At 62.0% G+C, this 14,833-nt stretch carries 14 protein-coding genes; 11 read left to right on the top strand and 3 right to left on the bottom strand.

Annotated features, from left to right (window positions below; genetic code table 11):
• Positions 1-6 precede the first annotated feature (6 nt).
• The 11 genes from ASD94_RS18880 (at position 7) to nagZ (ending at position 11,332) form a co-directional block, all read left to right on the top strand.
• Positions 7-1,068 (top strand): MucB/RseB C-terminal domain-containing protein, encoded by a 1,062-nt coding sequence (locus ASD94_RS18880; RefSeq protein ID WP_082576941.1) that lies wholly within the window; start codon positions 7-9, stop codon positions 1,066-1,068.
• Positions 1,069-1,227: 159 nt separating this feature from the next.
• Positions 1,228-2,697, top strand: a complete 1,470-nt coding sequence (locus ASD94_RS18875; protein WP_056646229.1) for a DegQ family serine endoprotease — start codon at positions 1,228-1,230, stop codon at positions 2,695-2,697.
• Positions 2,698-3,207: 510 nt separating this feature from the next.
• Positions 3,208-5,016 (top strand): translation elongation factor 4, encoded by a 1,809-nt coding sequence (lepA, locus tag ASD94_RS18870; protein ID WP_056646226.1) that lies wholly within the window; start codon positions 3,208-3,210, stop codon positions 5,014-5,016.
• Complete coding sequence (gene lepB / locus ASD94_RS18865) at positions 5,016-5,990, top strand: signal peptidase I (protein ID WP_056646223.1); 975 nt, start codon at positions 5,016-5,018, stop codon at positions 5,988-5,990. Before lepA ends, lepB begins: the two co-directional genes overlap by 1 nt.
• Before the next feature lie 37 nt (positions 5,991-6,027).
• A complete protein-coding gene (locus ASD94_RS18860; RefSeq protein WP_056646220.1) occupies positions 6,028-6,390 on the top strand; it encodes a DUF4845 domain-containing protein in 363 nt (120 codons plus the stop codon).
• Positions 6,391-7,074, top strand: a complete 684-nt coding sequence (gene rnc, locus ASD94_RS18855; protein WP_056646217.1) for a ribonuclease III — start codon at positions 6,391-6,393, stop codon at positions 7,072-7,074.
• A complete protein-coding gene (gene era / locus ASD94_RS18850; RefSeq protein ID WP_056646215.1) occupies positions 7,071-8,075 on the top strand; it encodes a GTPase Era in 1,005 nt (334 codons plus the stop codon). The genes rnc and era overlap by 4 nt, the downstream gene beginning before the upstream one ends.
• Before the next feature lie 92 nt (positions 8,076-8,167).
• Entirely contained in the window at positions 8,168-8,932 is a 765-nt protein-coding gene (recO, locus tag ASD94_RS18845) for a DNA repair protein RecO (protein WP_056646212.1), read from the top strand.
• Positions 8,929-9,711: a pyridoxine 5'-phosphate synthase gene (locus ASD94_RS18840; RefSeq protein ID WP_056646209.1), complete on the top strand. Its 783-nt coding sequence runs from the start codon at positions 8,929-8,931 to the stop codon at positions 9,709-9,711. The genes recO and ASD94_RS18840 overlap by 4 nt, the downstream gene beginning before the upstream one ends.
• Before the next feature lie 58 nt (positions 9,712-9,769).
• Positions 9,770-10,177, top strand: a complete 408-nt coding sequence (gene acpS / locus ASD94_RS18835) for a holo-ACP synthase (RefSeq protein WP_056646206.1) — start codon at positions 9,770-9,772, stop codon at positions 10,175-10,177.
• 63 nt (positions 10,178-10,240) lie between these two features.
• A complete protein-coding gene (nagZ, locus tag ASD94_RS18830) occupies positions 10,241-11,332 on the top strand; it encodes a beta-N-acetylhexosaminidase (protein WP_056646203.1) in 1,092 nt (363 codons plus the stop codon).
• Positions 11,333-11,393: 61 nt separating this feature from the next.
• On the opposite strand, the gene ASD94_RS18825 is transcribed toward nagZ, so the two are convergent.
• From ASD94_RS18825 to lysS, 3 genes are all read right to left on the bottom strand, one after another.
• Positions 11,394-12,062: a mechanosensitive ion channel family protein gene (locus ASD94_RS18825; RefSeq protein ID WP_056646602.1), complete on the bottom strand. Its 669-nt coding sequence runs from the start codon at positions 12,060-12,062 to the stop codon at positions 11,394-11,396.
• Between the two features lie 62 nt (positions 12,063-12,124).
• A complete protein-coding gene (locus ASD94_RS18820) occupies positions 12,125-13,162 on the bottom strand; it encodes a diguanylate cyclase domain-containing protein (RefSeq protein ID WP_056646200.1) in 1,038 nt (345 codons plus the stop codon).
• A gap of 63 nt (positions 13,163-13,225) precedes the next feature.
• Positions 13,226-14,770, bottom strand: coding sequence for a lysine--tRNA ligase (lysS, locus tag ASD94_RS18815; protein WP_056646197.1), 1,545 nt, complete (start codon positions 14,768-14,770; stop codon positions 13,226-13,228).
• Positions 14,771-14,833 lie beyond the last annotated feature (63 nt).

Below are 14,833 nucleotides of genomic sequence, written 5' to 3'. Positions count from 1 at the left end.
TGTGTGATGAACCCCTCTGGAGTAGCGAAGGTCTTTGAAATTCCCTGGGTTCGATGGTTTGGCACGCTGATAGCTGCCGTTCTGTGCGGATTGTGCGCGGCACCGGCGATGGCAGCTTCTGCCGCATCCCCTGAATCCACAGCCAGCGCCGCGGCAGAACGCGATACGGCACAGTGGATCGAGCGCATGCACAGCGCACCCTGCAGCCGCGCCTATGCCGGGACCTTTGTGGTGTTGGCGGCCAACGGTGCGATGTCCAGTTCGCGCATTTGGCATGCCTGCGATGGGCAGCAACAATTGGAGCGGGTCGAGTCACTCAGCGGCACACCGCGCACCGTCTATCGGCGCAATGACGAGGTTCGTACCTTCCTGCCTCAGGCGCGCATCGTGCGATCAGACCGCCGCGATGCGTCGGGGCTCTTTCCGCGCGTGCCTGTGGTCAGCGGCACATCCATCGCCCAGTTCTATACACCCCGCATGCTGGGGCAGGAGCGGGTGGCGGGCTTCGTGTCGGATGTGGTGTGGCTTCAACCCACAGACACCCTGCGCTTTGGCTACCGCCTATGGAGTGAGCGTGAAACCGGATTAGTGATGAAGCTGCAGACGCTGGCCCCAGACGGCCGGGTGCTGGAGCAGGCGGCCTTTTCGGAGTTGGACCTGAATGCCTCGGTGAAGGTCGATCAGCTTGCACGCCTGATGGACACCACCTCGGGCTACAAGGTTGTGGCGCCCTCGGTGGTCAAGACCACGGCCAAGGCTGAAGGCTGGGCCTTGCGGCAGCCCGTGGCGGGCTTCGTGCCCGTCAGTTGCCATCGGAGGGCGGTGTCTGACGCGCAGGACGCCCCCAGCGTGCTGCAGTGTCTCTACTCCGATGGACTGGCCTCTGTGTCGTTGTTCATGGAGCCCTTCGACCCTCAGCGGCACCCTGCTCAGCCCCAGGTATCGAGCATGGGTGCTACACAGTTGCTGGCCCAGCGCGGGCCATCGGACGTGTGGGTCACCGCCGTAGGTGAAGTGCCATTGCAGACATTGCGCCTTTTTGTGGGCCAGTTGGAACGCCTGCGCTGAGGGGCGGGGTGCAGCGGTCTGAGTTCTCATCTCCGTGTCTGTGCCCGGCCGTGGGGACATGGAGAGAGCCACACGTCCGGGGAACCATTTGGCGTCACACTCTTCACAGTCACACACAATTCGTGAACAGCATTCGCCAAAAATCAAGAAAGGTCAAAGATGCCGAAGTTTGATGGAAGTATGTTGCGTTCGATGGCACTGGCATCCCTGATGGGTGTTCTGGCCACGGTCTCGTTAGCACCCCATGCTGCGTTGGCACAACCCGCCTCGTCGGTTCGGGGTTTGCCAGATTTCACCGATTTGGTTGATCAGGTGGGGCCTTCCGTGGTCAATATTCGCACCGTGGAAAAAGCGTCCAGCCGAGCCAACGCCAATGGCATGGACGAAGAGATGCTGGAATTTTTTCGCCGGTTCGGGGTGCCTATTCCCAATGTTCCGCGCCAGCAGCGGCCTCAACGCCCTCAGCAAGAAGAAGAGCCGCAACCACGCGGCGTAGGGTCGGGTTTTATCTTGACTGCCGACGGCTTCGTGATGACCAATGCGCACGTGGTTGAAGGCGCCGATGAGGTCATCGTGACCTTGACCGACAAGCGCGAGTTTAAGGCGCGCATCGTGGGAGCAGACAAGCGCACCGATGTCGCCGTGGTGAAGATCGAAGCGTCTGGCCTGCCTGCGGTGAAGGTGGGGGATGTGAGCCGTCTCCGCGTGGGTGAATGGGTGATGGCGATTGGCTCACCCTTCGGGCTGGAAAACACGGTCACTGCGGGCATCGTCAGCGCCAAGCAGCGTGATACGGGAGACTATTTGCCCTTTATCCAGACCGACGTGGCCATTAACCCCGGAAATTCCGGCGGCCCCCTCATCAATATGCGTGGCGAAGTGGTGGGCATCAATAGCCAGATCTATTCCCGCTCGGGCGGGTTCATGGGGATCTCGTTCGCCATTCCCATGGATGAAGCCATGCGTGTGAGCGAGCAGTTGCGCGCATCGGGCCGTGTCACGCGTGGTCGCATTGGTGTGCAGATCGGGCAGGTCACCAAGGACGTTGCTGAATCGATTGGCTTGGGCAAGGCACAAGGTGCGCTGGTGACCGGCGTGGAGACAGGATCGCCCGCTGACAAGGCAGGCGTGGAGGCGGGGGACATCATCACGCGCTTCGATGGCAAGCCCATCGAGAAGGTGGCCGACCTGCCGCGCCTGGTGGGCAACACCAAACCAGGCAGCCGCAGTACTGTGACGGTATTTCGTCGCGGAGCATCCCGCGACCTAGCCATCACCATCGCGGAGATCGAGCCCGACAAGCCAGCTGCCAAAGCGACCGAGCGCGAGGAGAAGCCCAAGGCTTCTGCGGCGGCACAACAGATCGGGTTGTCGGTGACGGACCTGACGGATGCGCAGAAGAAGGAGCTCAAGCTCAAGGGCGGGGTGGTGGTAGCTGCCGCTACCGACGCGGCGGCACGCGCTGGCCTGAGGGAAGGGGACATCATCTTGTCGGTCGCCAACACCGAAGTGTCGGGCGTGAAGGAGTTTGAGTCCGTGCTGTCCAAGGCCGACAAGAGCAAGTCCATCAACGTGCTCTATCGCCGTGGAGAGTGGGCGCAGTACGCGCTGATTCGCCCTGGCAAGTGAGCGTTGTAAACCCACAGGGGATGGTCCAACAGCGGGCGATTCCCTACCTGGTGAGGGGGCCATTGCAGCAGTTGGTGGATTTTTTATCGAACCGATTCCGGGTGTCTTGATCTGCCTGGATGTTAGCTTTTGCTAACTTTTTGGAGGCCCATCAACCAGTTTCGATAGAATAGAGACTTGCGTTCAACGCTTATCTGCATATCGACCGGCTCACTGTTCACGATGTGGGATGTTTTTGTGCAATGCACAGTTGATCCACAGCTCACCCACAAGTTGTCCAGCGTTGTTCTTGTGCAGACTGTGTATAAACTGTGTATAAAATTCCTGTTGCACCCTGGCAACTTCCCTGGGATACCGAGGGACGGGCTTTTTCAGATGGCCTTTTTGCCTACAATGAAGCTCCAACTATCGCAGTTGCCAATGATTGTTGGTTCAGGGCGCGTCGCCACTCGACGCGCCCTTTTTTCTTGTGCGCGCTGTTTTAATTCAATCACTTGACGCTTTCCGTTGATGAATCACATCAGAAATTTTTCCATCATTGCGCACATCGACCATGGCAAGTCGACGCTTGCCGACCGCTTGATTCAGCGGTGCGGAGGTCTTGCAGACCGTGAGATGGAGGCCCAGGTTCTGGACTCGATGGATATCGAAAAAGAGCGTGGGATAACCATCAAGGCGCAGACCGCTGCGCTGCAGTACAAGGCCCAGGACGGACAGGTTTACAACCTCAATCTGATCGACACGCCGGGGCACGTGGACTTCTCTTACGAAGTGAGCCGCTCGCTGTCTGCGTGCGAAGGTGCACTGTTGGTGGTGGACGCATCGCAAGGGGTGGAAGCGCAGACCGTGGCCAACTGCTATACCGCGCTGGACTTGGGCGTGGAAGTGGTCCCGGTGCTCAACAAGATGGATCTGCCCAATGCCGACCCGGAGAACGCGAAGGCTGAAATCGAAGATGTGATCGGCATCGATGCGACCGACGCGATTCCCTGCTCCGCCAAGACCGGCATGGGCATCGATGAGATTCTGGAAGCCATCGTTGCCAAGGTTCCCGCACCGCGAGGCCGTGCCGACGGTCCGCTGCGCGCGATGATCATCGACAGCTGGTTCGACAGCTATGTGGGCGTGGTCATGCTGGTGCGTGTGGTCGATGGCCGTTTGCTCAAGGGTGAGCGCATCAAGATGATGGCCACGGGCGCGGTGTACAACGCCGATAACCTGGGAGTGTTCACGCCTGCCAACGAGCCGCGCAACTCACTCGACGCTGGGCAGGTGGGCTACATCATTGCGGGTATCAAAGAGTTGCAGGCCGCCAAGGTGGGCGACACCATCACGCTGGAGAAAAAACTCCCCAACAACGCCGGCCCAGCGGCCGAGGCGCTGCCAGGTTTCAAGGAAATCCAGCCGCAGGTGTTTGCCGGCCTCTACCCGACCGAGGCGAGCGAATACGACTCCCTGCGCGACGCCCTTGAGAAGCTCAAGCTCAACGATGCCTCGCTCCACTACGAGCCCGAGGTAAGTCAGGCGCTGGGGTTCGGATTCCGCTGCGGATTCCTGGGGCTTTTGCACATGGAGATCGTGCAGGAGCGGCTGGAGCGTGAGTTTGACCAGGACCTCATCACGACCGCCCCCAGTGTGGTCTATGAGGTCGTCAAGGCCGACGGCGAAGTGATCATGGTCGAGAACCCTTCCAAGATGCCTGACCAGGGTCGTCTGGAGGAAATCCGCGAGCCCATCGTGACGGTGCACCTGTACATGCCGCAGGACTACGTGGGCCCGGTGATGACACTGGCCAACCAAAAGCGTGGTGTGCAAATGAACATGGCGTACCACGGTCGCCAGGTGATGCTCACTTACGAAATGCCGCTGGGCGAAATCGTGCTGGACTTCTTCGACAAGCTCAAATCGGTCTCGCGTGGCTATGCGTCCATGGACTATGAGTTCAAGGAGTACCGGGCCTCCGATGTGGTGAAGGTCGATATCCTGCTCAACGGCGACAAGGTGGACGCCTTGTCCATCATCGTGCACCGCTCGCAGTCGCAGTACCGTGGCCGCGCGGTGGTCGCCAAGATGCGGGAAATCATCAGCCGCCAGATGTACGACGTGGCCATCCAGGCCGCCATCGGGGCCAACATCATTGCGCGCGAAACCATCAAGGCGCTGCGCAAGAACGTGCTGGCCAAATGTTATGGGGGCGACATCACCCGTAAACGCAAGCTTCTTGAGAAGCAGAAAGCCGGCAAGAAGCGCATGAAACAGATCGGATCGGTCGAAGTGCCCCAAGAGGCGTTTCTGGCCATTTTGCAGGTGGAAGACTGATGCAGTTCATGCAAATTTTGACGTCGCTGGTCCTGGCAGCCTTCGTTGGCTATATCGGTGCCTGGTACACCGGCGCGATCGAGGGCAACTTTGCGCTGCTCCTGTTTCTGGCGACGCTCGTGACCGGTGTCTACTGGCTGGCGGAGCGTATTTATTTTCTGCCCCGGCGCCGCAGGGCGGCGCAGGCCATCGAGGACGCTGCTACCGAGCGCCGTGCAGAACTTGATCGCATGGGCATCCAGAAGGTGGACGTCGATGTGCAGGAGACCAAGGGCCGCATCCTCATGCAACCCTGGTGGCTGGACTGGACGGCCGGTCTCTTCCCGGTGATTGCTGCCGTGTTCTTCTTGCGCTCTTTCCTTTTTGAGCCCTTCAAGATTCCTTCCGGCTCGATGATTCCAACCCTGCTGGTGGGGGACTTGATCCTGGTGAACAAATTCACCTACGGCATCCGACTGCCCGTCATCAACACGCGGTTGACCGAGGGCACCAGGCCGGTGCGTGGCGACGTGCTGGTGTTCCGTTATCCGCCCCAGCCCAGCATGGACTACATCAAGCGGGTGGTGGGTGTGCCGGGCGATGAGGTGGCCTATCTCAACAAGCGCCTCACCATCAATGGCAAAGCTGTTGACACCAAGGCGCTGCCTGACTTCCTTGAAGAAGACTCGATGCGCTACTTCAAGCAATTTGAAGAGCAGCTGGGCGACCCGCCACACCGGCTGTTGAACAACCCCGACGTGCCTGCCTTTGTGCAGGGCGCCAGCAACTTTGCCTATCGTGAAAACTGCCGCTACAGTGTGGAAGGTGTCACCTGCAAGGTGCCAGAGGGGCACTACTTCATGATGGGCGACAACCGTGATAACTCGCTCGATTCCCGTTATTGGGGGTTCGTGCCTGAGGGCAATATCGTGGGCAAGGCCTTTTTTGTCTGGATGAATTTCGGTAATCTCAAGCGGATCGGCGCGTTCCATTGAACGCGAGCGGTTGCACACAACATTGAGGGGGTCATTGATGAAGACACATCGCACTGCAAGCCGCTCGCGCCAGCGCGGGCTGTCGTTTTTTGGACTGATTTTTGTGGGACTGATCGCAGTGGCTGCATTTGCGATTGGTGGACAGTCAATCCCGATCTTTCTGGAGTACGCATCAGCCAAAAAGGCCATTGAAAAAGCCAAGGTCGAAACCACAGTGCCTGGAATTCGTGCTGCTTTTGACCGCGCCGCGTCCATTGATGACATCCGGTCCATCAAGGGGTCAGACCTGGAGGTGACAAAGCGTGGCGAGAAGGTGGTGGTGTCGTTCAAATATGCGCGCGAAATTCCCCTGGCGGGTCCGGCCTATCTGGTCTACCGCCTTGAAGCGCAGACCAACTAGGTGCAGGCCGGTCTCCTCGCGCTTCAGGGGCGCCTGCAGCATGTGTTTGCTGATCCCTCTCTGCTCCAGCGTGCCACCACGCACCGCAGCTTTTCTGCGGACCACAACGAGCGGCTTGAATTTCTGGGTGACTCCGTTTTGAACCTGGCGGTGGCCAGCTTGCTCTACCGCCGGCTGTCGGCCTTGCCTGAAGGCGACCTCTCTCGGGTGCGTGCCAATCTGGTCAAGCAGGACACCCTGCACCAGCTGGCCCTGCGACTCAAAGTGGCTGATGTGCTGCGTTTGGGCGAGGGTGAGGCCAAATCCGGGGGGCAGCAGCGTCCCTCCATCCTGGCGGATGCATTGGAAGCGCTGATTGGGGCTGTGTATCTGGATGCGGGTTACGCCAGCGCGGAAGCCCTGGTGCATCGTCTCTTCGAGGGCGTGGAGATTAACCCGCAGATGCAGGCGGCGTCCAAGGACGCCAAAACCGCATTGCAGGAGTGGCTCCAGGGCCGCAAAATGAAACTCCCGCAATACAAGGTGGTGGCGACGGTGGGGGCGGCCCACCGCCAGACCTTTGACGTCGAGTGCGATATTCCCGAACTGGGCCTGACCGAGCGTGGCATCGGTGGGTCACGCAGGGCGGGCGAGCAGGCCGCCGCTGCGGCCATGCTGGCCACATTGAAAGCAAAGAATTTATGAATGACGCTACCCAAGATGTAGCTGCCGACGACGGTGCCGAAGGCGCCCCGGTGCAAAACGATCTGGAAGCCATGCTGGCTGCTGCGGGGGCTCCGGCGGCGGTGCCTGGCCAACGCTGCGGCGTGATCGCCATTGTTGGCAAGCCCAACGTGGGCAAGTCCACCCTTCTCAATGCTCTGGTGGGCCAGAAGATCAGCATCACCTCGCGCAAGGCACAGACCACGCGGCACCGCATCACGGGCATTCGCACCCTGGAGCAGACGCAGTTCATCTTTGTGGACACGCCGGGCTTTCAAACCCGGCATGCCACAGCCCTCAATAAGTCGCTCAACAAGACCGTGATGGGCGCGATTGGCGACGTGGACCTGATCCTGTTTGTGGTCGAGGCCGGCAACTTCACCCTGGCCGACGCCAAGGTGCTGTCGCTGTTCAAACCCGGCATTCCCACGCTGCTGGTGGCCAATAAACTGGACATGGTGCACCGCCGTGCCGAGCTGGCCCCCTGGCTCAAGAGCATGCAGGAGCGCCACCCGTTCGCCGAATTCGTGCCCATGTCGGCCAAAAACAAGGGCGATATCGAGCGCTTGTTTGGCATCTGCGCCAAATATCTGCCCGAGCAGGCTTGGTGGTATGCCGAAGACGAGTTGACAGACCGTAGCGAGAAGTTTCTGGCCTCCGAAACGGTGCGTGAGAAACTGTTCCGCTTTACCGGTGATGAGCTGCCCTACACCTCGACTGTGGTGATCGACAAGTTCGACGAGGAAAAGAGCAAGCAACACAAACGCCTGGTCAAGATCGCCGCCACCATCGTGGTGGAGCGTGACAACCACAAGATGATGGTGATTGGCGACAAGGGAGAGCGCCTCAAGCGCATTGGCACCGAGGCCCGCCAGGAGCTGGAAAAGCTCATGGACGCCAAGGTGTTCCTGGAGCTGTGGGTCAAGGTCCGCTCCGGCTGGGCCGATGACGAAGCCCGGGTGCGCTCCTTCGGCTACGAGTGAATCCCGAACGCTGACTTTCCCTTCCTCCTGCTCGCGCACACCGCAGCAGGCGTCACAGGCGATCCTTTCCCACCCTCCATCCCTGCAGCACCGTGGCCGTAGCCAAGCGCGTTTCCGATGAGCCTGCGTTCGTGCTGCACAGCTACGACTGGAGCGAGTCCAGTCTGATCCTGGAGGTCTTCTGCCGCCAGCAAGGGCGAACTGCTCTGGTGGCCAAAGGGGCCAAGAAGCCCAGCTCCAACTTCCGCCCGGTGCTGCTGCCGCTACAGCCCTTGCTGGTGACCTACACGCTCACAGGCGATGGCCATGCGGACATCCATACGCTCAAGGGCGCGGAGTGGGTGGGCGGGCATGTGATGCCCACGGGGGATGCTCTGCTGTCGGGCATGTACCTCAACGAACTGCTGCTGCGCCTGCTGGCGCGTGCAGACCCGCACCCAGCCTTATTTGATGCCTATGCGGGCGTGGTGCGCGTGCTGGCCAGCGAACATGGCGATGCGCTGGAGGCGGTGCTGCGCAGTTTTGAGCTGCTGCTTCTGCGCGAGATCGGACTCTTGCCCGGTCTGGACGTGCAGACCATGACCTTCGACCCCCTGAAGCCCGACACCCGCTACACGCTGGTGCCCGAAGGCGGCTTGCGCGCCGCGTCCGCCGCAGACCGTGCAGGCCTGACGGGCAGCCAATGGCAGGCCCTGCAGCGTGGCCTGGATGATGTGGCCAGCTACACCGCCACCTTGCGCGCGTGCGCCCCCGTGGCGGCCGAACTCAAGCCGCAGCTGCGTGCCTTGCTGCAATACCATTGCGGTAGCCCGACGCTGCGCACCCGCCAGCTCATGATCGACTTGCAGGCCCTATGAACCCATCCTCCCGTTCCCTTCAGCGCACCGCCTTGTCCGTCAACGTCAACAAGGTGGCCCTGCTGCGCAACACGCGCCATCTGGGCATTCCCAGCGTCACCCGCGCGGCCGAGCTGTGCCTGAAAGCGGGGGCCCAGGGCATCACGGTGCACCCACGGCCCGACGAACGCCATATCCGCAGCCAGGACGTGTTTGAGCTGGCAACGCTGATGAAGGCCTGGCCCGATCGCGAATACAACATCGAGGGCAACCCTTCGCAGAACCTGATGGACTTCATCCGTCAGGTGCGCCCCCACCAAGCGACCTTTGTCCCCGACAGCGAGGACCAGTTCACCAGCGACCACGGCTGGAGCTTTCCGCAAGATGCCGAGCGTCTGGCGCCCCTGGTGGCCGAATGCAAGGCGTTGGGCGTGCGTGTGAGCCTCTTCATGGACCCGGTGCCCGAGCAGATGGCCGCCGCCAAGGCGGTGGGCGCTGACCGGGTGGAGCTGTACACCGAGCCCTATGCAGCCGCTTGGGGCTCGCCGCAGCAGGCGTTGGAGCTGAAACGCTATGCCGCAGCCGCCCAGGCGGCGCTGGATGCAGGTTTGGACGTGAACGCAGGCCATGACCTCAACCGGGACAATCTGGCGGCCTTTGTGCGCGAAGTGCCGGGCGTGCTCGAGGTCTCGATCGGCCATGCGCTGATCGCCGATGCGCTGGAGCTGGGCTACACCGCGACCGTACAGGCCTACCTGGATTGCATTGCCCAGGGATTTGCGGATGTGGGAAACTCCTGATTTGATAGCTTTAGAGGCATATCACACTAGCGCTTCCAGCCATTTTGATTGAAATTTCATGATCTACGGTATCGGTACCGACATCTGCGACGTGCGGCGCATTGCGGCCAGCTTGGCCCGCCACGGCGACCGTTTTGCAGAAAAGGTGCTGGCCGAGGGCGAACTGGCCACCTGGCGTGAACGCAGCGCGCGCTGGCCCGACCGGGGCTTGCGCTACCTGGCCACCCGGTTCTCCGCCAAAGAGGCTTTCAGCAAGGCGGTCGGCCTGGGCATGCGCATGCCGATGACGTGGCGCCACTGCGAGGTCGCCAAGCTGCGCAGCGGCCAGCCCGTCATCGTGCTGCACGGCGCGCTCAAGGAATGGTTTGAGGCCCAGGGCCTGCAGGCGCACCTCAGTGTGACCGACGAGACCGACTATGCCGCCAGCTTCTGTGTGGTGGAGAAAATTCAAACCAAATCACCTTGAAGCGCTGGATTGATATGCGCTGATAGCTATCCATTGAGTAGCAATTGCCCTTTGAAATGTCCCATGACTGAACACGCTCCCCTGATCCTTGACGTCGCTGGCACCACCCTCAGCGCGGATGACCGCCGTCGCCTGGCGCACCCGCTCACGGGCGGCGTGATCCTATTTGCCCGCAACTGGGAAAACCGCGCGCAGCTGCTGCAGCTCACCAGCAGCATCAAGGCCGTGCGCGACGACCTGCTGATCTGTGTGGACCACGAAGGCGGCCGCGTGCAGCGCTTTCGCACCGATGGTTTCACCCACTTGCCGCCCATGCGCGCGCTGGGCGAGATGTGGATGGACGATGGCAGAGGCGCCAAGGCCGTGCCCGGTAGCGGCGCCCTGCGTGCCACCAACGCAGCCACGGCGGCGGGCTATGTGCTGGGGGCGGAGCTGCGTGCCTGCGGCGTGGACTTCAGCTTTACACCGGTGCTGGACTTGGACTGGGGCGAAAGTGGTGTGATCGGCGACCGCTCGCTCCACCGCGACCCCCGTGTGGTGGCGCTGCTCGCCAAGAGCCTCATGCACGGCCTGCTGCAGGCGGGCATGGCCAACTGCGGCAAACATTTCCCTGGACACGGCTTCGTCAAGGCCGATTCGCACACTGAAGTACCCGTGGACAAGCGCAGCCTCAAGGCCATCCTGGCCGACGATGCAGCGCCGTACCCCTGGCTCAGCAGCACGCTTACCAGCGTAATGCCGGCCCACGTGATCTACCCCAAGGTCGACAGCCGCCCCGCCGGTTTTTCGCAGCGCTGGCTGCAAGACATCCTGCGCCGCCAGATGCGCTTTGACGGCGCTATCTTCAGCGACGACCTCAGCATGGAAGGGGCTCGGCGCCTGGACGGCCAGGTGGTCAGCTACACCGATGCCGCCGTGGCGGCGCTGGAAGCAGGTTGCGACCTGGTGCTGCTGTGCAACCAGAGCGTGGGCGATGGCAAGGCAGTGGACGAACTCATTAATGGCCTGGAAAAGGCTCGCAACCAGGGCCGCTGGCAGCCCAGTGTGGACAGCGAATCCCGCCGCCTGGCGTTGCTGCCCGAAACCCTGCCGCAGGCCTGGGACGAACTCATGTACCAGCCCGCCTACCTGCAGGCGCTGGATCTGTTGCTCTGACCTCGCCGGTGGCGGGACGTGCGCTGCGGCGCTACCCCGCGCGGCGGTGCACCCGCACCCGCTAGGGCGTGTTGAAAGGCCCCGGCATCACCGGCGTCGGTGCGGCCGGGGAGGCGTTGGCTACCCCATCCGTGGCGGTAGCCGGTGGTGTGGGTGGGGTGGGGGGCGGTGGCACTCCCTGAAATCGGCGCACTACGCGCTGGAACACCAGCGCATTCGGAATCTGCAGCCAAGCCACCTGGCCGGTTGCTGCGCCGTGGTCTTCCAGCGTGGTGTAGAGCAGGTTGATGTCCACCACGCGCCCCTTGGCGCCTGGCTTCTCGGCGGTGTCTAGCACCTCGATGTAGTCGCCAATCTTGAAAGGCCGCACGGTAAAGATCAGCAGCGCGCAAAACAGATTGGACAGCACGCTCCAGGCCGCGAAGAACGCCACGGCCCCCACGGTGGCAAAGCCGGTGAACGCGGTCCAGAGCACCGTGGCCGACACCCCCATGCGCTCCAGCACCAGCAGCAAGGCGCTCGCAATGATGGTCCATCGGATCAGGCCGTTGATGGGCACCAGCAGTTCATTGGGCAACTGGTAGTGTGCGCTCGCACGGCGCACCAGGCGGCGCAGGGTGCGCTGCAGCAGCCAAGCAGCGAACAGGATCAGCAGGATCTGCGAGCCCGGAATAATGACTTCGAGCCAGTCCTGCATCCACTCGGGCAGTCGGGTTTTCAGAACTTGCATGCGGGAGACGGCGGTACGGGCGTTGCGTTCGGTCGCGTCAAACGAGAGGAAATGAAAGAAACTCAATTGCGCAACTGCTCCACGGTGTCCATCTGCATTTCAAAGCTGAAGAAGCGGTTGCGGCCCTGGGCCTTGGCGGCATAGAGCGCCTGGTCGGCACGCATGATCATGCTCTCGGCGTTGGTGCTGTCGTCGGGCACGCAGGTGGTGATGCCGCCTGACAGGGTCAGCGTGTCGCCCAGAGGGGAGCCAGCGTGCGCAATGGCGCGCACCTTGAGCACTTGCCCCAGTGCCCGCGCAAAGGTCATGGCGCCCGAGCGCGGCGTGTTGGGCAGAATGAGGGCGAACTCTTCACCCCCGTAGCGCGAGGCCACATCCCGGGGCCGCACGCAGACCTCACGCAGCAGCCGGCCCACCTCTTTCAGGCAGGCATCGCCTTGCACATGGCCGCTGGCATCGTTGAACAGCTTGAAGTGGTCCAGGTCGCACAGCATCAGCGTCAGCGGCGTGCCATCCCGTCGCGCGGCCAGGATCTCGTTGTGCAGGATGCGATCAAACCCGCGGCGGTTCACGAGGCCTGTGAGGGCATCGATTTCCACCATTTCATTGAGCCGCTGGTTGGCCGCGTGCAACTCGGCCGACATCGACACCAGCCGTCGGCGCATGTCCAGCAGGCGCCGCATGGCGCGCAGCTTGGCCATGAGCACGATGGGTGTGACGGGTTTGACCAGGTAGTCGTCGCCCCCCACCTCAATGCCGCGCCACACGTCCAGTTCATTGTCCAGGCCCGACAGGAAGATGATCGGCGTCCAGTCCCCGCCTTCACTAGCGCGCATCTGCTGCGCCACCCAGTAGCCATCCTGGCCGGGGAGCCGGATGTCCAGCAGCACCAGGTCGGGGCGATGGGTTTTGAACAGGTGCAGCGCTGCGCTGCCTTCAGGGGCCTCAAAGATGTCTGATACGCCCGCCCGCCGCAGTTCGGCCACGAGCGCCGCCCGCACGGAGCCCTGGTCTTCGACCACCAGCACCGAGAAAGCATTGCCAGAAGGCAGGGGAGACCCGGTCGAAGGGTAGGGAGCGCTGCTGGAACTGAAGGGCACGGTGTGTCTCCTTGGGGCCGGGGGCGAGGACGGTCAAGACCGCCCTCAGGGCAAATCCAGGCCTCAGGACTCGCGGCGCAGCGCGGGGAACAGGATCACGTCACGAATGCTGGGGCTGTCGGTCAACAGCATCATGAGACGGTCAATGCCAATGCCGCAGCCCCCGGTGGGAGGCATGCCGTATTCCAGCGCGCGCACGAAGTCGTGGTCATAGAACATGGCTTCGTCGTCGCCGCTGTCCTTGGCGGCCACCTGGGCGTGAAAGCGTGCTGCCTGGTCTTCGGCATCGTTGAGCTCGCTGAAGCCGTTGCCGAACTCGCGGCCGGTGATATACAGCTCAAAGCGCTCGGTCACCTCGGGGCGGTTGTCGTTGGCGCGGGCCAGGGGCGAGATCTCGGTGGGGTGTTCCATGATGAAGGTGGGCTGCCAGAGCTTGTCCTCCACCGTTTCTTCAAAGTACAGCACCTGCAGGCTGGCCAGGGTTCGGGCCGAGAGCTTGTCCTTCTCTTCGGTCATGCCCAGCTTCTTGAGCGCACTGATGAGCCAGGCGGCGTCGTCCACATGGGCACCGGCCTCGGTGTACTGGAAGATGGCTTCGCGGATGGTCAGGCGTGCAAAGGGTTGCGACAGGTCTACCGCGCGGCCCTGGTAGGTCATCTGCAGCGAACCGGTGGCCTTGAGCGCCACTTCACGGATCAGCGTTTCGGTGAAGTCCATCAGGTCCAGGTAGTTCCAGTACGCCGCGTAGAACTCCATCATGGTGAACTCGGGGTTGTGGCGCACCGAGATACCTTCGTTGCGGTAGCTGCGGTTGATCTCGAACACGCGCTCAAAGCCGCCCACGATCAGGCGCTTCAAGTACAACTCGGGCGCGATGCGCAGGTACATCTCCTGCTCCAGCGCGTTGTGGTGTGTGACGAACGGCTTGGCATTGGCGCCGCCCGGGATGGGGTGCAGCATGGGTGTCTCGACTTCGAGGAAACCATGGCTCACCATGAACTCGCGCAGGCCACTCACGGCCTTGCTGCGCGCCATGAAGCGTTTGCGGGCTTGCTCGTCGGTGATCAGGTCCACATAACGCTGGCGATATTTCTGCTCCTGATCGGCCATGCCATGGAACTTGTCGGGCAGGGGGCGCAGGCTCTTGGTCAAGAGTCGCAGGCTGGTCACCTTGACCGACAGTTCGCCGGTCTTGGTCTTCATCAGCGTGCCTTCGGCGCCCACGATGTCTCCCAGGTCCCAGTGTTTGAAGGCCGCATACAGTTCTTCGCCCACAGCGTCGCGCGTCACGTAGAGCTGGATGCGTCCGCCTACTTCGCCGAGAGAACCATCTTGGATGGTCGCGAAGCTGGCCTTGCCCATCACACGCTTGAGCATCATCCGGCCTGCCACGGAGACGCTCACCGGCGCAGCTTCCAAGGACTCGTTGGTCGCAGCGTTGTGCTCCAGGTGCAACTGTGCCGCCTTGTGGCCAGGTTTGAAGTTGTTGGGAAAAGCAACGCTACCGCCATTGGCCTGGGCTTCGCGCAGAGCGCGGAGCTTTTCGCGGCGCTCTGCGATGAGCTGGTTGTCGTCCTGGGGTGCGGGGGCGTGGATTTGGTCTGACATAGGTGCCGTCGATGCGGGGCGTGAAATGGAGGGCTGGGTTCAGCCGAACCACTGATTTTATCG

Source organism: Acidovorax sp. Root70 (assembly GCF_001428225.1).
Classification (GTDB): Bacteria; Pseudomonadota; Gammaproteobacteria; order Burkholderiales; family Burkholderiaceae_C; genus Acidovorax.
This window is presented reverse-complemented; position numbering and strand designations above follow the sequence as displayed.